This window comes from Terriglobia bacterium, from assembly GCA_020073085.1.
GTDB lineage: Bacteria > Acidobacteriota > Terriglobia > JAIQFV01 > JAIQFV01 > JAIQFV01.
In genome coordinates, this window is the sequence record JAIQFV010000044.1 from 1 (window position 1) to 20,810 (window position 20,810).

Sequence of the window (20,810 nt, forward strand, 5' to 3'; positions counted from 1 at the left end):
GGGGGACCGGCACCCCACCCTCGCACCGCCCCGCAAAGAGCGCGGGACGGAGCTTCAGGTGGGGCTACAATCTGACAGCCCTTCGGGCCTAAAGGGGGGGGACCGGCACCCCACCCTCGCCCCGCCCCGCAAAGAGCGCGGGACAGAGCTTCTGGTGGGGCTACAATCTAACAGCCCTTCGGGCCTAAAGGGACAAAAGCCTTGCTCGAAAAGCATCTACTGATGGCAATCGAATCCTCCTCCGACAACGATCATGGCCATGAACTTCGGGGGTCGGGCCCGATCCCATGGCTTGATAGCGATCTCCACCCCTGAGAATCTTCGCTGGATGATTCAGCCTTTCTCCTATCCCCCCGAAGCCGTCCATTGTAAAATGAGCGCCTCGCATTACAGCGATTCATGGGGCAATGCTGAACAGGCGATCTCGTATGGACAGCAGCTTTTTTGCGGGCGGAGGAATTAATCGAATGTCCGATAAAATACATGGTCACGAAGTCATGGAAATGATGATTGCCTCAGGAAAACTTTATACCCGGGATTCACTGCGGGCCGACATCATTGGACGGTTTGGGGAAACGGCCCGCTTCTTCACGTGTTCGGCGGAAGGCATGACGGCCGACGAATTGATTTCGTTTCTCGAGGCCCGCGGTAAATTCCTCGACGAAGCGGGCGGGTTCAAGACCGTCAAAGAAAAGATGTGTGATGACTGAGGGAGGCAATGTGCCGGGGGAACAAGAGTGGTCCCTTGCTGATCTGGCTGGTTCGGATTCGACATCTCACCCGATCATCCCGGAAGTCAACCTATTCAAGTTCATTTGGAGGCCCCATGAATCACGTCCAGCCCGGAATTCTAAAGCTGCCCACGCGGCTTGCAAGACACCTTTTTTTTTCGAGCGGCACCTCTTCAAACTTTGGCGATACCTTGCGGGCATTTTGCGCCCTCGCTGACGGGGAAAACATGGTCGTGGGGCTGGGCCCATCGCTGGTGCTCGCCCTGGGGAAGAACATCGAGGGGCTCCGGGTCTTCCCGGTGTTCGCAGGAGCTGGGATCGAAGTGCCCTCCACGTCGTGCGCGTTGTGGTGCTGGTTGAGGGAAGAGGACCGGGGCGAACTGGTCCATCGGACGCGGCTTGTTGAACGAACCCTCCTGCCCGCTCTCCGCTTGGAAAAGGTGATTGATGCCTTCCAGTACGGACCGAGCCTGGATCTGACGGGTTTCGAAGACGGCACGGAGAACCCCCGGGGGGACAAAGCCGTTGAGGTGGCTGTGGTCCGGGGGAAAGGGGAGGGTATCGACGGTTCGAGCTTTGTGGCCGTGCAGCAATGGGTCCATAACCTGGATCGCTTTGAGGCCATGCCTGCCGTCGAGCAGGACAATGCCATTGGGCGCCACAAGAAAGGCAATGAGGAGATTGAAGACGCCCCCCCGTCAGCCCATGTAAAGAGGACGGCGCAAGAAAGCTTCCACCCTGAGGCATTTATTCTGCGGCGGTCCATGCCGTGGGCTGACGAGAGAGGTGCGGGGCTGGTTTTTGTGGCCTTTGGCAGATCCTTCGACGCGTTTGAGGCCATCCTACGCCGGATGGTGGGCGCCGAGGATGAAATCACGGATGCGTTATTCAAATTCTCCCGCCCCATATCGGGCAGCTATTTCTGGTGTCCCCCGGTCAAGAACGGAAAGATCGACCTTCGGGCAGTAGGCCTGTAGTCCCGATTTCCCGGGGTGCCTGGCATCTTCGAAATGCCCATGCGCGTTTCCGAATCTGCATCGGAATTCTTGCTAAAACACAAGGAGACATGAAATATGAGAGGAACAGTTGAAAATCAAAGAAGGTCGATAAGAACCATTCTGTGGGGATCAGTATTCCTCTATGGCCTGATCGTGCTGGTTCTGACACCCGCCTTTGCCCAAGGGGGAAAAGCCTCCATGCACACCGTACTCATCGTCGTCAAACTCCAGAATGGGCAAGGACAGAATGTAGGAACGGCAACTCTCTCCAGGGATGCAAAAGGCGTAAAGATCAAGCTTGATCTGCATGATCTTCCTCCGGGTGAACACGCCATCCATGTCCATCAAGCCGCGAAATGCGAAGGGCCGGACTTCAAATCGGCAGGGGGGCACTTCAATCCCGATGCTAAACATCATGGACTGCAGAATCCTGAAGGCCCCCACGCCGGCGACATCCCGAACTTCACGGTGGATGCAAAGGGCAAGGCGATGACCACCGTGATCGCTCCCCATGTGACCCTGGGAGAGGACGCGCACTCTGTCTTCACCGGAGGCGGGACAGCGCTGGTGATCCATGCCAAAGCGGATGATATGAAGAGTGACCCGGCGGGAAACGCCGGCGACCGGATTGCCTGCGGCGTGATATCGAAGGAAGGGCACTGAGGGACATCAGGCGCCACCGCTACTTTTTCGGGGGACGCGAACAGCTGAGTGAGAATGACAGCTGTGAGGCGTCCGGAGTGGAAAAGCTTCCGCTTCCCACCAGGGAGCTCCCGGTCGACTGCAAGTCGATAACTTCTGTCAGTGTCTCGCCGAGTGAATGCCCGCTCACCGAACTGACGCTCGCCCGGAAACCCACGCTATTCCCCCGCACGTAAGTGCTGGGGATGTGTGTCTGTCCATCGTCGATGACATAGCCGTCGCCACTGCTCCGGATGAAAACGGTATTGGTTGATTCGGTTCCCGCCTGGATACCGTTCACATCGGCCCTGGCTCCTTGGCGCACACCGGTGATGCGAGTCATGCAGGTCCAGGATCCGTTGAAGTTGGCTGGAGCGGCTGAACCGCCATTGGACGGAGGGGGCGGGGAAGACGGATTGGAAATCGTTCCCAGGGTCTGGCCCAGTTGTTGTAGTCCTTGCGGCGTCTTCTCGGCTTTTTGCCGCTGTTGGATGCGGTGTTGCTCCTCGTCGTGCGCTGCCTGGATGCGGGCCTTTTCGATCGGATCGCTCCGTTGTGCCAGAGGCTTTGGACTGGACTGGGAAGCGGTCATCCAGGATGGCAGGCCTTTGCTGCAGCCTTCGGTTCCTTTCCCGTTCAAGCTGCGATCCAGATACTCGCCCAGGGTGCACAGGTTGGTGGAGTCGTATCGGTTGCGGTTTTCCCAGACATAGCGGTAGCGTGTCCAGTCGGGAGGATGATCGGGATTCCCGGTGGATTTTGCCCCTTGACTCAGCGGCTGCAGCCACTCGTTGTAGTGCATCACTATCCCGGGATCCTTTGCAGGGGGGACGGCCGAGTGGATCCAATGATCCATAAGCTGTTGCACTCTCGGACTGTTCCATGGTTCCCCTTGCGTTAATGGTGATGCGGCGGTCGAGGCGGTATTCTTTCCCCTCATCCAGCCGGGCAGATCCGAGGGGGGGTTGGTGTCAGCCACCTGGTGGGTGTCGCGGGCGATCAAAGCGCGTTCCCCCGCATGCAAGTCGAGCTCCTTCACCGGTGAGGGTTTTCCGGCATCCTGCCCGATAGCCCGAAGTTGGATGATGTATGCGCCGGAGAGATGAACGATCCCTTCCAAGACCTCAACCGTGGTTCCAATACTGTCCAACTCAACGCGGTAGCGGGTTCCTCGGGGAGCGACTGTCCCATCGGAGGATCGTATGATCACATCATCAAAGCTTGGCGCTCCGTTAGGATGGTTGACGTCGACGCTTCCGTTCAAGAGCTCGATGACCCGGTCCTTCTCCCCGCCTCCGGAAGAGATACGCACGTTGGAGCTGGGGTTCACAGTGACCGTGGTGTTGCCCGGTGAACGGAAGGAAACATGTGAGCTGCCGCCCGTGCGCAGGCCCGATCCGGGTCCGACCGCTTCCCGACCTTGAAGCGGTTGCTCCGAGCCTGAAGAGGGCGTGTACCAGATTTCATCCCCGTACAGATCCATGAGGAGCAGCAATCCCAATCCGGCCCCGCCCACACCGGAGGCGGGGGAACTGACGGGCCTCATGTCCGGGGGCGTCCCCGGAGCGGAAACCGCCTGGGGATTCACGGGCGAGAGACCCAGCTGGGCCCTGATCTCATTGATGTGCTTTCGCAGTTGATCGATATGGCCATCACGACTCCCGATCATGAAAGAGCCGTTGCAATCGAGCTCCGTCGATCGAAACTTCCGTTTTCCTTCCTCAAGGCAATCGAGACGCTGCTGGGAGCGCTGGAGGTCTCCTTCGAGCGCCTGACGGTCCACCGCTGGTGACGGGGGAGGGTTCGGCGCGGGGGTGTTGCGGCCCGGGGTTGATGGAATTGCAGCGGACCCGGTGATTGAGGAAGGAGGCAGCGGCGGCAGCCCGAGTTTGCCCCGGGCGTCTGCAATCTGCTTGCGAAGACGTTCAATGACGACGTCCCGGTTTTCCATGGTCCAGTTCCCGTTACAATCCTGCCAGTACGATGTCTTGCGCTTTCCTTCTTCGAGGCAATTGAGTGCATTCTGCCATTCCTCCAGATTCTTCCGGAGTGTGTTCAAACCATCCTGGGAGTTGCCGTTATCGGTGGAAGGACGAGGAATGGATTGTCCCTGGCCCGGGGCTGCGCCGGCGCACTGCATGGCCCGATCCGTGAGTTCAGTGACCAGATCCTGATCGCATCCGCCCCCGTCCGGCGGCAGCTGCCGAATCCTCTGGAGAATCCGCAGGCAGTCGGCGGGAGCGCTCGTCCGCTGGATTTCATCACGGAGCTGCAGCAAGCGCGCGTGCGCTTGCGTCATGTTGCTGATCTTCTGGTGGAGCGCTTGTACCTCTTGGCGATGTTGTGGCGAGAGCTGTTCGGGATCGAGGAGTGAAAGCAGGTTCAACGCCTCTTCAGCTTGACAGGCCCTGGCAGCCTTCCCGGCCTGTTCGAGCGTGTCAGTGATTTGAGCCGCCTGCTGCCGGATTTCGCCGACAAGCTTTTGAATCTCATCCGTCAGACAACCCGGCGCCGCCCCTTCCGCCTCTGAGGCCAATTGCAGGGCCTTGTCGAAATCATACCCCTGCTGAGCCGAGCGAGCCTGCCGAAGCAAGTTCAGGCTCCGCTGGATCTGCTCATCGACCTTATCAATTCGCCCCTGGAGATCCCCGGCCGGCTGACCTGAGGAACTCGGCAGGGTGTCGCACTTTCCGGCAAGGAATCGGTCAGAGATTTGCCGCGCCGTTTGAACATTGCATTGCGCCAACAATTGCTGGATCTGATTGGCCCAACCGCTGCATTCCCGGACTTGTTGCGGGGAAGGGCCGGGAGCGACTTCGGGCTCTCCCTCGCAGAGACGAAAGAACCGGCTCTGTGCGGTAATGAGATCATCGGCCTCCTTGCGGGTCATGGTCGTGCCGGCCAGGATGTACCCATTGTTCGGATTGTTGTATCGCGCACTGTCACACCGGGTCGCTACGAAATGCCAGCATTGAGGATCCGTATCGCTCAACAGCTTGTATCTCCAGACACAGTTTTCCCCTCCCGATCCCGGCTGGACCGGCGGTGGACTGCCCATTCCTGGAACCGCAATCTGGCCCTTGCTCAACACGTTCACCGTCAGGGTGACGCGGGCTTCCTCCGCTCCTTTCTGTCGAACCAGGATGGGAATGGGAGTAGAGGCCGGGGTGGCATCGGAGGGTGCCGAAAAACGAAAGGGGAATTCATATTGACTGTGCAGGTCGGTGACCCCTGCGGTAAACATGGTTCCCGGTTCGGCAAATGTATTGCCGGGGAACACGGACACCTTTCCGGGCAGAGAGGCGCCATCCTCCTGCAACTGGGGGAAAATGACTTCCACTCGATCGGCCGTATTTCCTCGCCAGCCACTGACTACAACGCCGCAGCTGCGGTCGATTTCCCCTGGAACGATTTCCAGTGAGGTTCCACAGGTCAATTGGGCCCTCAGCCGGGTGGGTGGATTGACCGTGATGGAGAGGTGGCTCGAGGCCATCCCCCCTCGCCCATCCCTCACTATCACCGTCACCGTGACCTCCGCGGGTGAACCGCCCTCAGGCGACTTCAAACCGGTCGTCAACAATTGGACGCGGGGCCCCTCTCCGACGAGGACCCCGCCCGTTTTCGCCCAGAAGTAGGCCAGGGGATCGCCCTCCGGGTCCGAGGCTTGGGCAAACAGATTGACGGCTCCTCCTTCCGGAACAGAGGTGGTATCCGCATCCAGGCGCACCTCCGGAGGCTGATTACCTTCAGCAGCTTTTTGTGGCACCGAAGGGGTTGGGGGAGTCGTGGATAGTTTCTTCAGCTGGATGACGGTCGGATAATCGGCGCACTCGCTGACGTTCACTGCCGCCGTGTTGCCGGCGTATCCGGTGGCTTCCGCATCAATGCGATAGGGGGTGGAAGACGACGATACGCCGTTAAACCGCACGCTATTTGGCAACGGAGTCGAGATGCCCGCCGACGGGGAGAGGGTGGCTCGAGCATCCGGGATGGGCTGCCCGGTGGCCTGATCAACGACAGCGATTGTGATCGAAGACGATTCTTTTTTGAATTGGCCGGGATGAGTCATCCATTTTGACCGCCCCCAATCGCCTTTCAGTTGATTTTGCAGTTTTTCCAGGTATTTGTTTCTCAGATTCCGGTATTGATCCTCCAGCGAGGTTTTCTTCAAATCCTCTTTCTTCTGTGCGATCTCGTCTGTCAGGACCGTAACATCCCGGTCCGTCTTCTCTGTGATCGCTTCACTCAGAATTCTTTTGAACTCGACAAGGTCCGTGTGTATTTTTCCGTCCTTATCGATCTTGTTCATGGCCCGGTATTTGGCCATCGCTTTTTCGAACAGGGCTTCCTTGTTCTGATTCTTGTAGCGATAGTATTCCTCGCTCCCCATCCAGCTTTTGACTACGCCCGGCTGAGACAGGTTTTTCACATCATCCATGGTCCCCCAGAAGGTTGAAAGATCATCGGTGGGCAGAATTCTCAAGAGCGCGTCCGTCTGCACCGCAATGAGTTTCAGTTTGTAGATCATGACGGCGATGGAGTGCACCTTCTTGGCAAACTCCATTTCCTGGGTGGCCTTCTCAATCCGTTTTTCGAGAGTTCGAACCGGCGAATCCAAAGGGTCTCCGCCAAGGGCTTCGATGGCCGCTTGTCCATCCGGTGGATCCGGCACTACGGTCCCGCAAGGGAGAGCGCCGAGGGCCACATCCATCGAATCCCATTGTGCCTTCAGCCGTGAAAGATCCCACTCCAACTCATCGGACTGAGGAATGTTGGCGAGGGTTCTCTTGAAGGCTGTCGCGTGAACAACAACTTGTTTGAGAAGCTGGGCAACTTCATTTTTCTTGTCCTCAATCCCTTTCCGGGGATCTCCACCTGTTTGCGAATAGGAAGGCGCGGAAACCATTGAGGGGAGGATAAGAAGACAGAGGAAAGTGACTATGGACCTGGAAAGTGCCATCATGGGTTTTCCTTCCGGAAATTCGTCAATTTACGGCAACTGTGCGACCAATTTCTTAAAGTCACCCTGGTTGCGGATGCCTTCAAAATACCGGTCGTTCGTCAGCTCGTTTTTGTCGCGAAAACCGGCGGCCACCGCCTTCTCAATCCAACTCAGCGCCTGTCTCTTCTTTCCCAGGGAGGCCCAGGCGTGGGCGACGTCGATCATGGTCCAGACATCATCGGGCTTTAAACTGAGGGCCGACTCGGCCTGTTGCCGCGCCTCCTCGAATTGTCCCCGATCCAACAAAACACGAGCGAGGTTCCGATTGAGAAGGAAGTTTTTCGGCTCAAGTCTCAATCCGGCCCGGTAATACTCTTCCGCTTTGGGATAGTTCTTGAGGGCCTGGTACTGAGCCCCCAAATTGTTTAGAGCGTTGACAAACTTAGGATTTTTTTTGAGCGCCAGCTGGTAGATTTCGATGGCGCGGTCCTGTTTGCCCGTTTCGGCCAGCGTGTACGCAAAGTTAAAGTGAATCAGGCTCTTGAAATTATCATCGCGATCTACGGTCGCTTCGGATTCCGCCCATTGACTCAACCATTCATAGTGAGGGGCCGCCTTGGCGTAGTCCTTCTTTTCGTAGTACGCAGCGGCCAGGTCCAGGCGCGCATCGGCATATCGGGGACTTAATTCGACGGCCCGGGCCAGTTCCACGAGGGCCCGATCCATCTGTTTTTGTGCCCGCAAGAACCGGCCGTATTGATAATGGGTATAGTAATCATCGGGGGCCGTCGAAACGCCTTTTTGAAATTCTTCCTGGGCTTTATCCGCCAGATTCTTATGGTTCCAGTACATCAATCCCAGCCAGGTGTGTGCCTCCCCCTTGCCGTGGGGGGCGTACTTGGCATTTGAAGCGGCCAGAAATCGGACGATAGCCTCATCATAGTTTTTTTGGGATTGATAGGACCAACCCTGGGCCAGGTAGCCGCGGGCATAGTCCGGATCTACGACCACGGCTTTGTCGGCCTCGTCGCTGGCTTCGCTGTATCGCTTGGTGCGAAGCAGTTCACTGCAGCGGGAGACATAGATGTCCGCCAGGTATCTGGGGCTGAAATAGGAGACGGCGACGGTGGGGGCGTCGGGCGCTTTACTGTTGAAGAGGAGACCGTTGAACTTGGGATAATAAAACTCCTCCACCCCGCCCTCAGATCGATCACGGGACAGAACCCTTTTTCCCAGCTGCATGTCGGTTCGAATCGAATCGGCGGAGTGTGGCGACTTGAAATAAGCGTCCAGCCGCGCGACCTGTTTGGTGTCGGCAAAAAAAGTAATGACCAGGTGGTCAAAAATATTGGCTTCGGCCGGTGGCGCGTATTCATACAGTTCGGCGTCAGGCTTCACCCTCCGCAAGGATTCTCCGAACGAAAGGTCGACCTCGGCCTTTGTGGTTGTCCCGGGGATTACATTCAGAAAAGCGGGAACGTCCACCACAGCCGCCATGCCCGCCGGAAGAAAGAGAATCGACAGGAGCAGAAAGACCCTTAATCGAGGCAGACGAAGAGCCATAACCTTCAACCTCCCCGGGGACTGCTCGAACCGGTGGAAAACGGACCCGAATTCGATTCCCCTGGGATTAGAAATCGGCATGATCACCTAAAAAACTTAATGGAATTTATTGGCGGGGGCCTGTTACCGCCCCCCGGGAATTGGAACCCGGATTAGGTGTGGTTGTCTTCCGGTTCGTTGAGTGCGTCCTCGAATGCGCCCAGAGCTCGTTGAAATCCGCAAAATACACTAATCCATTTGTTCCAGCAGGACGATAAATCATTTAATGGGGTAGGTTGACGGGAGAACACCATCGATGGCTGGCAAAGTAATTGACATAGAAGATCGGAGAATAATTGAAGAGACGACCCATCTCTTGAGTTCAAACGTTTTCTCCTCTTCTGATGCCATCGTTAGCAAGGACTGGGATGGGACTATTCTCAGCTGGAACCAGGGTGCTGAGGAGATCTACGGCTATGACGCCGACGAAATGATCGGTCGATCCAATACCTTCCTGCGCTCCGCGAAAAGCCCTGATGATTTCCCTGAATTTGTGAAGAGACTTAAAGGCGGCCGGCCGGTCGAGACTTGCGAGGCGGAATGGACCAGGAAAGACGGCCGCCGGATTACGGTGTCATTGACGATCTTTCCCATCCGGGACGCAAGCGGCGACGTTGTGGGAACGGTGTCGATAGGTCAGGACATCACCAGCCGCAAGCAGGCGGAGGCTTCAATCCGGGAAAGTGAAGCCGAGCTCAAAGAGGCCCAGCGCCTGGCGCAGCTTGGGAGCTGGACCTGGAGTGTCGACACCGACAGGGTTACATGGTCAGACGAGCTCTACAGCATGGTCGGCGGCGATCCTCGACTCCCATCCCCCAATTTCAAAGAGCATTCCCGGTTGTACACTCGTGAAAGTTGGGATCGCCTCAAGAGTGCCGTCGAAAAAACGCTCAAAACGGGTGAGCCCTATGAACTGGAACTGGAACTTGTCCGTCCGGATGGTACTCTTCGATGGACGAGTGCGCGCGGTGAAGCCCGGCGGGACGACTCCGGCCGCGTCACCCGACTGCAAGGCACCCTTCAGGACATCACCGAACGCAAGCGGGCGGAAGATAGGATTTGCGAGAGCGAAGCTAATCTCGCCGCCGCCCAAAGGCTCGCTCACGTGGGCAGTTGGGAACTGGACATGACCAACCTGGAGGACGTGGACCAGAACGCATTGCACTGGTCGGATGAAGTCTTTCGCATCTTCGGGTATGAGCCCCATCAGATCAGGGTCTCGAATGAGACCTTCTTCCAGGCCGTCCATCCGGACGACCGGACACGCATTCATGAAGCCGTGGCGGCAGCCCTCGAACAAAGAAAGCCTTACAGCATTGACCACCGGATCGTCCTGCCCAGTGGCGAGGAACGGGTGGTTCATGAGCAGTCGGAGTTGGTCTGCGACCCGAACTCGGGACGACTGCTGAAAATGCAGGGAACGGTCCAGGACATCACGGAGCGCAAGCGCGCGGAAGAGGCGCTGCGCGAGAGCGAACGACGCCTCTCCACCTTGATTTCCAACCTCCCCGGAATTGCGTACCGGTGCAAGAACGATCGCACGTGGACGATGGAATTCATCAGTGACGGCTGTTTCGAACTCACGGGATACACGGCCGAAGATCTGACGCAAAACCGCAAGCTGAGTTTCAACGATTTGATCCACCCAGAGCACCAGGGACCCGCCTGGACCGACATCCAGGGAGCGTTGACCCAAAGGCGCCCTTTTCAGCTTACTTATCGCATCCGAACAGCTCAAGGCCAAACCAAGTGGGTCTGGGAGCATGGCCGGGGCGTCTACTCCGAAGAGGGAGAACTGCTCGCGCTGGAGGGGTTCATTACCGACATCACGGAGTCGATGCAGACGGAACGGGAGCGCCGGATCATTTTTGAGATCAGTGAGGGCATCAACCAGACGGCGAACCTCGACGAGTTGCTGCAGCGAATTCATCAAACGCTTCAGAAGGCGGTCTATGCCGAGAACTTCTTTATCGCCCTCTACGATAAGAAGCAGGAGCTTTTCGAATTCCCCTACTTTGTCGATCAATTCGATCCCCCACCCAACCCCGTCAAGGTGGGCCGAAGTCGAACCGCCTATGTATTCCGGACGGGCCAGCCGATCGTGATGACGGAACGAATCTTTCAAGGGCTGGTCCGGGAAGGCGAGTTGGAACTGGTGGGAACCCCGCCGGCGGTATGGCTCGGCGTCCCTCTCAGGACCCTGGAAGAAACGATCGGAGTCCTTGTCGTTCAACATTACTCGAATCCCAATGCCTACTCCCCGAGAGACCTGGAGTTCCTGACCTCGGTGGGGAACCAGATCGCCCTCGCCATTGAGCGCAAGCGTTCGGAAGAAGAGGTGCTCCTCCAGAAGGCGCGTTTTCAATCGCTCTTTGAGAATGCCCCCGTGGGAATCGTCATGCTGGATGACCAGGACCGGATCGTTCGGACGAACGGGGCGTTCGAGAAGCTGTTTGATTGGTCGCTGGAGGAGATTCAAGGAAAGTTCATCAATGATGTCGTCGTACCACCGGATTTGCGGGTCGAGGCCAATGAAATATCCAGGAAGAATTTAGAGGGAGTATCGGTGGAGATGGAGACGCTCCGGCGGCGCCGGGACGGAACTCGAGTTCCAGTGCATCTGTTTGGAGTTCCCTTGATCTCCAAGCAGAAACAGATCGGGATCTATGCGATCTATGCGGATTTGACTGAATCCAAGCAGCTCACCGACCAGCTCCGGCAGGCCCAGAAAATGGAGGCCATCGGGCGATTGGCGGGGGGCGTGGCCCATGACTTCAACAATCTGTTGACTTCGATCATCGGGTACAGCCAGCTCGTCCTGGGACGGCTGGGGGATGACCATCCCTTGGGCAGAAACCTTGAGGAGGTCATTAAAGCAGGGGAACGGGCCGCGAGGTTGACGAGCCAACTGCTGGCCTTCAGTCGAAAACAAATCCTTCAGCCCGTGATCCTCAACCTCAATACAGTCGTGTCGGACATGGACAAGATGCTCCGCCGGCTCATCGGGGAAGACATTGAGCTGGTCACTCTACTGGATCCCGCGCTGGGGTATGTCAAAGCGGACGCGGACCAGATGGGTCAAATCATCATGAACCTGGCGGTCAATTCACGGGATGCCATGCCTCACGGCGGCAAACTGACCATCCAAACTTCAAATATCAATCCCGAGGATGCCTCCTCGAAAACGCACTCCGGAATTGAGTCCGGCCCGTGCGTGATGTTGACGATCAGCGACACCGGATGCGGCATGGATCGGGAAGTCCTCTCCCATGTGTTTGAACCTTTCTTCACCACCAAGGAGCTGGGCAAAGGGACGGGGCTCGGGTTGTCCACTGTGTACGGGATCGTCCAGCAAAGCGGGGGCTGGATCGAAGTGTTCAGCGAACTCGACGTGGGCACAACCTTTAAGGTGTATTTGTCTCGAGTCTTCGAAGAGCCTCAAAAGTCGAAGGGAACACTTTCTCAAGCCAACCTGGGGGCGGAAACCATACTCGTGGTGGAGGATGAAGAAGGAGTCCGGAGTCTTGTCCGAAGCATCCTGGAAATGAAAGGGTACGAAGTCCTGGACGCAGGAAATGCCGAGGTGGCCCTTGAACTGCTCGCGCAGTCTCAGCACCCGATCGACATGTTGCTGACCGACGTGATCATGCCGAGGATCAGCGGAGTGGAATTGGCCCGGCGATTCAAATCGCAGTACCCCCAGGTGAAGGTCCTTTTCATGTCGGGGTACACGGACACCGCGCTTACCAATCATGGCGTCTTAGAATCGGGCACCGCCCTGATCGAAAAACCATTTACTCCCCACGCCCTGGCTCAAAAGGTCCGCGAAGTACTCGATGCCTGATCGGTCATGAGTGGGAGGCCACAGACACGCTTTCAGAGCCTGCCCTGGACGGCAAATTTCTAGGGATGAGTATCTCATCCCCCTTCCGAAGCCTGCTCGATCCTTCGTCGCGGATGGGGGAACTTTAGATTTGGATTTTGTTTGGAATTTGGACTTTGGTTTTTATTTGGAACTTGGACTTTGGAATTTGGAGTTTACCCTCCGTCCTCTTACACACTAACCACCGGGCACGAAGAGTCCCTGATGATCGCGTAGGCATAAGTCCGCAACCGTCCTCCCGAACCTCCATCCACGCCTCGGTTGATCACCAGGAGATCGGCCTTCAAAGTGGCGGCTGCATGACAGACCCCTTTGTGAACGTCCCCGAATTCCAGCTTCACCTCGGCCTTGATCCCCATGTCCTTCTTGAGTTCTCCAAGCGACGCCAAGGCCTCGTCGCTGACGTCTTTCCGCCACTCGGGGGAAAGATAGTAGGTTTGTGTATGCGGGTCGAGCGAGGTGATCACATGGACGATCGTCATAGGAGCTTTCATATCGTCTGCCATCCGTGCAGCCCAATCTAGGGTGTGTCTGCTTTGAGGACCCAGATCGATGGCGCAGACAATGTGGCCGGGCCTGGCTGACTCAAGCGAGTGAAACGCCTCCACATGCGTTCCCGTCCAAATGGGGCATTTGGCGTCGTGCAACACTTTTGCCGTGACTGACCCCAGCAGGAATCGACGGAAGGGTCCGTAGCCGTGTGTCGCCATCATGATCAGATCAGGCTTTTCGGAGAGGGTGTATTCCACAATCTTCCCGGCGGGATCACCATGGAGCATGGTGCGAGTGACCTTGAGATCCTGGAACTCCGTCTTCATGAAGGCGTCCAAGGTCCGCTGCGAGCCGGCCTGCAACTCAACGAGCAAATCCTCCAGCACGGGCGCGCCTTCAATCTTTCCGAACTCTCCCGGGGGTTCGAAAACATGCAAGAGTGCAAGTTCTGAATTAAAATGCCGCGCCAGATGGATCGCAAATCGGGCCGCTCCAGCACTTCGTTCAGAGAAATCGATCGGGAGTAGGATCTTGGATATCGAGAACATAAGAAGTCTCCTTGGCAGGACCGGGTGGCTACTCAGCAATAGTCCGAATTGAAAGATTCACTAGCCTCTTGCGGATGGAATGAGCATACACCATGTGTCGCTGCGTTGCAACGAACGGAGGACCAAAATCAATTTTGACCGGAGCGAGATCGTCCGATTCAGGTCTACTCCCCTGAAGTTAGACTCAGTTCGCTCCGGGATCCTTCAAAGGAGCCACAACATCGAACTGGTCGGTGAGATACCGTGTGGCGTTTGTCACACCATCTCGAACCGTCACGTGCGCGATGTAATGGCCGAGGGGAAGCTCCTGCAAGGGAATCCACATCCCCACCGGAAGCACCCCATTTTCGACGGGAGGAAGCTCTGTGATCAGCGAGAGCGGGGATTGAAAAACTAATTTTCCGTCGGAGATAAAAGAGTAACTCACGAGCACGGCCGGCTTCTTCAGAGTGGGGTCCAGGGCCGGATTGTAAAGCGTAAAATACAGGCACATCTGGCCGCCCCGGACAAATTTTCTGGCAGGCGATTGATAGATTTTCATGCCGTTGGAAATCAGGGGGTCCTTCTCGTCAAGCAGTTCCGACTCCAGTTTGTTCATCAGGGTGGAGAGGGCGCGCACTTCACCGCTCAAAACGAGACTGCTGGTGGCAAACAGGTTTCCTCCATACGGGGGGATTTCAATCGACTGCTCGACCGTCCCGACCAGATCGCCTTCCTCATGAGCAGCCACCTTGATCCGGTATTTTCCAGGAACCAGGTTAAAGTAGTTGGGGATGCTCAGGGTTGCGTCTTCAGGAAGGTTCTTAACCCGGTCTTCGTTCATCTTGAACTGGATGGTATCGCTGAAGCGGGCCGCCGTGGAGCCATCTTCGCGAAACGCCACTCCCAGGACGTCGATGGCATTGCTGCGCAGGGCCTTCGCTTTCTTCATTTTCAATTTGGAAATCGGGAGCTGGAGGGTCACCGGGATCCGCGCTTTGCCGGCCCCTTCGTAAAAGTAGTCGCTGACGAGACGAAGCGGGAGGGCCGTAAGTGGGACACTCTCTCCGATCGCGCTGTTGAGCGGCTTCTCGGCCGGCGTTCCGGCCAGTGCGTCCTGGGACTTCCGGTCAAAATAACCCTTGCGATACTTGACCTGGAGACCTTTCTTCCGGAGTTCCACCCTAATGGAGCGAAACTTTCCATCGTGGTTTTTATTGTTGGGCTCGTACCCGAGGGAATAGAAATTGCGCATCTCCGATTTGATCGCCTGGAGTCCGGGGCCAAAGTCGTTCGTATTTCGGATGTAGAACCCTCCCGTTTCGACCGCCATGCTGAGAAGAACATCTTTGAGCTGATTGAGGGTCAACTGGTCGAGGCGGCGGTCATTGAGGATCTGCTGATCCAGCGGATTGTTGGGGTTTGTCTGATTGCGATTGTCGGCAGGATTGGTTCCCGGGGTTCCACGAGGATTATCGCCGGGCGTTCCCCCGGGTGTACCGCCGGGCCTGCCGCCGCCGGGAGTCCCTCCCGGCGTTCCCCCGGGCGTGCCACCGCCGGGTCGGCTACCTCCGGGAGTCCCACCGCTGGGTGGGGGTGCGGGCTCACCGCGTCCCCCGGGCGCGCCCCCGCCGCGCGGGGGCGGTGCTTGGAAGGAGTTGACAAATGATCCGGAAAGAATAGGAGAAGGAAAGTTGAATCCAATACGGCGTGGATTCGGCGGTGCGGCGGGCTGATCCGTCCCCAGACCCTTCGCATCAATAGTGTAAACGGTGACATTGGCCTTGTTGGCGGCATCAATCGCTGCAATCAAATCGATGCTGTTGTCGGCGGAGAGCGTAACTCCACCCGAAAAAACAATGAGGGATTTCTTGCCTTTCACCCCGCGGAGGGAATTGAAAAGGTCTCGCATCCCCAGCATCATGTTTCGAGCATCGAATTGACTGCCGAGCGACCGGAGATTCTGTTGCGCACGGCTGAACGGGGGACTCGCGGCGGCATCCGTCCCCGGTTCGGGCACTCCTGATCCCTCCGACCCGACAATGACACCCAGGGCCCGGGCGAGACGGGCCTTGTTGTCGGAAAAATTCTGGACGATTTGCATGGAGTACCGGTAGTTGACGATGGCCACCAGATCTCCGGGACGGAGGCTCTCGTCAATGAATCGCGCCGCGGCCTTTTGGGCCCGCTCCTGGCTCGCGAAATCCATGGAGGTGTTGTCGAAAAGGAACAGGATGTAGTTCATCCGCTCGGCGCCCATGGGCTGGTCAGTGGTAATGGAGGCGAACTGCGCGACCGGCGTATCTTCGCTGTAGTATTCAAAATGGCGGATCTCCTGCAGCGCTTCGTCTTCTCGAATTTCAAAGTCGTCTTTAGTTAGCCCCGCGACGGGTTTTCCCTTCTTGTCTTTGACGACGACGTCGATAGTGACGATAGGGACCTCAACGCGAATGACGTTTTCATTCGTGAGAGGAGCTTGTTGCTTGGATTGAGGAGCTGGAGCCGCTCCCGCCGGTCCGGCTTGAGCTGACACCGCTTGGGAACCGGACACCTCGAGGACATTGACGGCGCACAGCAGGAGCCCCGCCGCAAAGACCCCCAGGCAGGAACCCTTCAGCCATTTCTTTGTTTTCATGATGTGTCCTTCCAATTCTTTGTCCGCTGACAGACGGGCGGAGCCACCCGGCGATTTCCTGTCCTCAGTCCATAATTTCGATGGTTTTCGTTGCGCTCCCAAGCTTGGTTTCTCCCGCCTCTCGGACGACGGCTTTGACCTTGTAACTGCCCGGCTCCAACTGGAAGCGAGCCTGGGCCATCAGCCCTTCATCCATGACGTTCTTGAATCCGGGATCGGTCAGGTTGAAATCGATGCGCGTCTCCCAGCCGTCCACATACCGGCCGTTGGCATCATAAACAACCGTCAGGATCGTGAAGATGTTCTGGTTCCGGTTCTCACGCTTGTGGAACCGGATCTTCTTCAGGTCGATCCGCGTCTGGACTGCCACCAGGGTTCGAGAGGATTCCAGATGGGTGATGTGGTATCCCATTGTGACCGGGATCTCCTTCAAATCCTGTGAAATCCGCAGGGCTTCATTGAGATCGTTATTCTTTGCAGTCTCAAACGCCTCCTCGCCCCGGGGCGCAAGATATCCCTTGCGCGCAGTGACGATCACATCCGGGCGATTGACCTTTACCACCAGCTTGCGAAACTTGCCGTCCCGGGCGCTGTTCGACGAGTAATAGCCCAGGACGTACCGGACCGGCGAGGGCTGGGAAGCTTTCTTCAGTTGCGCCAGGAGATCATTGTTGTTGTGAAGAAAGTGGCCCCCGGTGTCCAAGGCCAGGGCGTTGAGGGCGTCCTGTCTCGCGGAGGCCTCATCGCGGTCCAAACGCATCCTGGCCGCAAAGGACTGCGCGGTCGTGGTGATGCTGCTGGAAGCCTCTCCTCCGGGCAAGAAGGCGCGTAACCCCCCGGCATCAATCGACTCAAATACCGTATTGGCACGAATCGCGGCATCAATAACATCCTGGATTTGAGATTCGATCTGTCGAATAAGGAATCCATCCGAGAGAAAAACGACGGTCTTCGGACCCTCGATGGACTTCAAACGCCTGGCCAGGGCTTGAACCGAGTCAAGGGTCCGACGGGAATCATACATGATCAAAGTGTTTCGTCCGCGGGCCGCGGAAACGCACATATTCGCTGCGATCGTGATCCGATTGAAAGTGCCACTCAGGTTGGCGCAATCGATTGCGTCCAGCACACAGATTTGCAGAGGCTCCGGCATCTTCTGGATCTCATCGGCCTCCTCGCCGCGCTCGCTGATGAAGCTGGCCTGCAGATCATTCAAAGGAGGACATTCGTTTGTCGCTCGGTGGGTCATCAAGAGGGGAGAGATGTTGTTGAGATTCGAGATGACATACTCCCGGGACTGCGTCAATTCCGTCGAGTTCTTGCCGGACGCCGTGATGAGCGCAATCACATCATTGGGGCCCAGGCTGTTTCGGATGAAATCCGTTCCCGCTTTTTTCAAGCGGGCGAGATTCCCAAATTCGATATGGTAGTCGTCGACGAAGAGAATGATCTTACGCGACAAAGGAACGACTGCCTCCGGGGTGCCGGCGGCGCTTTCCCTGGAGGAGGACGGGATGGTGACCCCCTCAGCCGCCTCGACCTTGAAATGGGAAATTTTCTGGGGAACCCCATCCTCCAGGATTAGAAAATCGTCCTGGGTCAGATCCTTGACAGGCTCTCCCTTCTTATTGGTGACGCTGGCATTCACCGAGACAAGGTCCACAACGACCTTGAAGGTCTGGGTGTCACTCTCTTTGGGGGCTCCGCTCTTTGGTTTCTTGTCGGCCCATGACGGGACAGACATCAGGAGGAGGATGCCCAGCCCGATGGACAGGGGAAGGTCACGGCCCTGATGAATGAATTTGTTTGGCATGACACACCTCGTCCGGGTGGGACGATCAGGAAGGATCTGAAATCCAAGCCTCCAAAACAACTAGTCCAGAAACCTCAGCAGCGAACCTGTTCATTAGGATTCGCGAAAGAGCCCCCGAGTTGCTACGGCTATCATAGGTTCGTAGAAGGGAGCCGTCAACTCCATTCACGACGATGTCCCTTCGATGAACCCTGGATTCCGGGTGTTTTTGTTTTGATTGGAACTTGTTCGTCGCAGGCCGATTGGAATTAGCTCCTGGAAGGCATTTCTGAGAATCTTCCCGTTGGCGTGACCGCTCACCGGAGAGTGTCGATTTCTTCCATCGATTTCTCCCTGAGTTCAAACGGGGCAAGTTCTACACTTCCAGGTGGCCAGGCGACCCCCCATCTTATCGCCCTGGACATTCATCGTCTGACAGAACCGGCCCAGTCAAGATCCTCTCACAAAGTCGAGACTCATCAAATTGCGATGCAATATGCCCGCACAAAAGCACGATCATTACGTGGTCGCACTCAGAATTGTCCAATGTCCCAGTTTGACTCCCGTTTTTCTACAAGCTATACACCTACGATGCGGAGAACCGTCTGACCAAGCTCAATGGCGGTGCCGGCACTTATGTGTATGACGGCGACGGTCGCCGCGTGAAAAAGATGGTCGACGCCTCGACGACCACGTACGTTTATAATGCCCTGGGACAATTAGTGGCCGAGTATACGAACACGTCGCCCACGGGAAACGGCGGGACGAGCTATTTGACGGCGGACCACCTGGGCAGCACGCGGGTGGTTACAGATTCCAACGCCAACCTCATCGCCCGACATGACTATCTGCCGTTTGGAGAAGAGATCGGTGAACCGTATGCTGGTCGGACCAAGCGAATGGGCTACGACGTCTTTGATAGCACCAACCAACGGTTCTCAAGCAAAGAACGGGATGCTGAGACAGGGCTCGATTACTTCGGGGCAAGATACTATGGCAGTACGATGGGACGGTTCCTCTCTCCCGACGAGTTTATGGGTGGACCTGTGGACGTGTTCGGTGGCGGGCAAGCCCCGCCGGGACCATTACCTTACGCCAACATTTCAGATCCGCAGTCGCTCAATAAGTATGCCTACGCATTCAACAATTTGCTTCGATTCATTGATCCAGACGGGCATAAGGCCGGTGACAAGTACGCAACCTTAGATGAAGCGGGAGTTGAAGCTGCGAACGACGCTCAGGAGAAAACGAAGAAGGACAAGAAACACTTCGAGTACGGAGGGCGCACGTACAGGAATGCCGACGGGACTTACTCCTATACGAAGCCGAAGCGTGGGGAAGAACAAGGTGAAACGACCAGATCGCAAGACCCCAAGAAGGATATCCCAAAGAATACAGAAAACGCGGGCGGATACCACTCACATCCCGGGGGAATAGCGTACACGAAGCCTGAGGAGTTCAGCCCCGACGATCGAACCAATCAGTTCTTCGAGAGTACCATCGCTCAACAGCAGGGTGACCCACACCCGATCAAGCCTGAGTACTTAGGGTCTCCTACACAGATACTACGGTTCACTCCAGACATACAGTCAACCAGCAACGACTCAAGGGGCACACCGGGGGATGTGCATCGCTGGAATCCCTCCGCTCAGACGTGGACGCGTGTTCCCGAACAATCCTGGCACTAGGAGGAAACCCAATGAAAACACTTTTTCTGTTTGTCGCAGTCCTATTAGTCAGCATTGTTTCTTCTTACTCGCAAGCGGCACCGCCAGCGCAGAACCTCGTCCCCGATTCAGAAACCGCCATCGCACTGGCAAAGGTCATCCTCAAGCCGATTTATGGAGTGGATTTTCTGAAGAAGAAAATATTCAGCGCTGAAGAGCGAGAGGGTGTGTGGACTGTGATTGGTAAATCAAAGATACCTCCCGGCAAAATTGCCATTGGGGGAGTGGTCGAGCTTCGAATAAACGCGACAGATGCGAGAATTGCATACCTGCATCTGAGCCTGTGAGAATGAATGGATTCACACATCTGAATGATGAATAATTTTGAGTGTCAGGTCTCTGCATATGGCAATTGGTCAAGATAGTTCACTGTGTTGACAATGATGAAACACCATTTCACGATTGCAGAGACCTGACACTCAACATTATAGCCGCTGTTGAGCCACTGCATGCCCGCGCTCAAGTTCGCCTCCGGCGTTTCCAGCACCATATGGTAAAACTTTTGGGTCAGACCTTTCCATTTTCCAATTGCCGTCTGAGGTGACGAAAAATCTCGGCCAACGCGCTGCTTCTTTGCAGGCTTTCCTTGAACCGCTTGATGGCCCCGGAGACCGTGATCGGGTTCAACCCTCCCGACAGGGCCGCCAATTCCTTCAGCTTCATTCCGCCATAGTCATACGCCAGCGTCAACACGAGGTTCCGTCCCCAATCTCCGTACCGATTGCAGAACTGATCCCACCGTTCTCCCTTCGCTTGCTCCACCAGCCCGACGATGTCCTCGAAGGGTCGCCCTTTTCGCC

Annotated in this window: 13 protein-coding genes; 6 read left to right on the forward strand and 7 right to left on the reverse strand. The window is 56.5% G+C overall.

What is annotated here, in order from left to right; genetic code table 11:
- The first annotated feature begins 467 nt into the window (after positions 1–467).
- The 3 genes from LAO21_22085 to LAO21_22095 all read left to right on the forward strand — a co-directional run bounded on the left by LAO21_22085 (position 468) and on the right by LAO21_22095 (position 2,392).
- Complete coding sequence (locus LAO21_22085; GenBank protein ID MBZ5555407.1) at positions 468–710, forward strand: YecH family protein; 243 nt, start codon at positions 468–470, stop codon at positions 708–710.
- Between the two features lie 116 nt (positions 711–826).
- The gene (locus LAO21_22090; protein ID MBZ5555408.1) at positions 827–1,708 is read left to right on the forward strand and encodes a Dyp-type peroxidase; all 882 of its coding nucleotides are present in this window, start codon (positions 827–829) and stop codon (positions 1,706–1,708) included.
- 219 nt (positions 1,709–1,927) lie between these two features.
- On the forward strand, positions 1,928–2,392 hold the full coding sequence (locus LAO21_22095) for a superoxide dismutase family protein (GenBank protein ID MBZ5555409.1): 465 nt from the start codon (positions 1,928–1,930) through the stop codon (positions 2,390–2,392).
- Between the two features lie 19 nt (positions 2,393–2,411).
- On the opposite strand, the gene LAO21_22100 is transcribed toward LAO21_22095, so the two are convergent.
- Together LAO21_22100 and LAO21_22105 are read right to left on the reverse strand one after the other, a co-directional pair.
- Positions 2,412–7,373, reverse strand: a complete 4,962-nt coding sequence (locus LAO21_22100) for a FecR domain-containing protein (GenBank protein ID MBZ5555410.1) — start codon at positions 7,371–7,373, stop codon at positions 2,412–2,414.
- Positions 7,374–7,400: 27 nt separating this feature from the next.
- Entirely contained in the window at positions 7,401–8,915 is a 1,515-nt protein-coding gene (locus LAO21_22105; protein MBZ5555411.1) for a tetratricopeptide repeat protein, read from the reverse strand.
- A gap of 295 nt (positions 8,916–9,210) precedes the next feature.
- Between LAO21_22105 and LAO21_22110 the strand changes: the two genes are divergently transcribed.
- Positions 9,211–12,798: a PAS domain S-box protein gene (locus LAO21_22110; protein MBZ5555412.1), complete on the forward strand. Its 3,588-nt coding sequence runs from the start codon at positions 9,211–9,213 to the stop codon at positions 12,796–12,798.
- Between the two features lie 209 nt (positions 12,799–13,007).
- Here LAO21_22110 and LAO21_22115 read toward each other — a convergent pair whose 3' ends face one another.
- The 3 genes from LAO21_22115 to LAO21_22125 all read right to left on the reverse strand — a co-directional run bounded on the left by LAO21_22115 (position 13,008) and on the right by LAO21_22125 (position 18,304).
- The gene (locus LAO21_22115; protein ID MBZ5555413.1) at positions 13,008–13,877 is read right to left on the reverse strand and encodes a universal stress protein; all 870 of its coding nucleotides are present in this window, start codon (positions 13,875–13,877) and stop codon (positions 13,008–13,010) included.
- 184 nt (positions 13,878–14,061) lie between these two features.
- A complete protein-coding gene (locus tag LAO21_22120) occupies positions 14,062–16,491 on the reverse strand; it encodes a VWA domain-containing protein (protein MBZ5555414.1) in 2,430 nt (809 codons plus the stop codon).
- A gap of 64 nt (positions 16,492–16,555) precedes the next feature.
- A complete protein-coding gene (locus LAO21_22125; GenBank protein MBZ5555415.1) occupies positions 16,556–18,304 on the reverse strand; it encodes a VWA domain-containing protein in 1,749 nt (582 codons plus the stop codon).
- 641 nt (positions 18,305–18,945) lie between these two features.
- Between LAO21_22125 and LAO21_22130 the strand changes: the two genes are divergently transcribed.
- Both LAO21_22130 and LAO21_22135 read left to right on the forward strand, forming a co-directional pair.
- The gene (locus tag LAO21_22130; GenBank protein ID MBZ5555416.1) at positions 18,946–19,971 is read left to right on the forward strand and encodes a DUF4329 domain-containing protein; all 1,026 of its coding nucleotides are present in this window, start codon (positions 18,946–18,948) and stop codon (positions 19,969–19,971) included.
- 11 nt (positions 19,972–19,982) lie between these two features.
- Positions 19,983–20,297: a YbbC/YhhH family protein gene (locus tag LAO21_22135; GenBank protein MBZ5555417.1), complete on the forward strand. Its 315-nt coding sequence runs from the start codon at positions 19,983–19,985 to the stop codon at positions 20,295–20,297.
- Between the two features lie 44 nt (positions 20,298–20,341).
- On the opposite strand, the gene LAO21_22140 is transcribed toward LAO21_22135, so the two are convergent.
- Positions 20,342–20,500 carry a hypothetical protein gene (locus LAO21_22140; protein ID MBZ5555418.1) on the reverse strand — a complete coding sequence of 53 codons (159 nt, stop codon included), beginning with the start codon at positions 20,498–20,500 and terminating at the stop codon, positions 20,342–20,344.
- A 17-nt stretch (positions 20,501–20,517) separates the two neighbouring features.
- Positions 20,518–20,810: hypothetical protein (locus LAO21_22145; GenBank protein MBZ5555419.1), on the reverse strand; the 293-nt coding region annotated here is incomplete at its 5' end.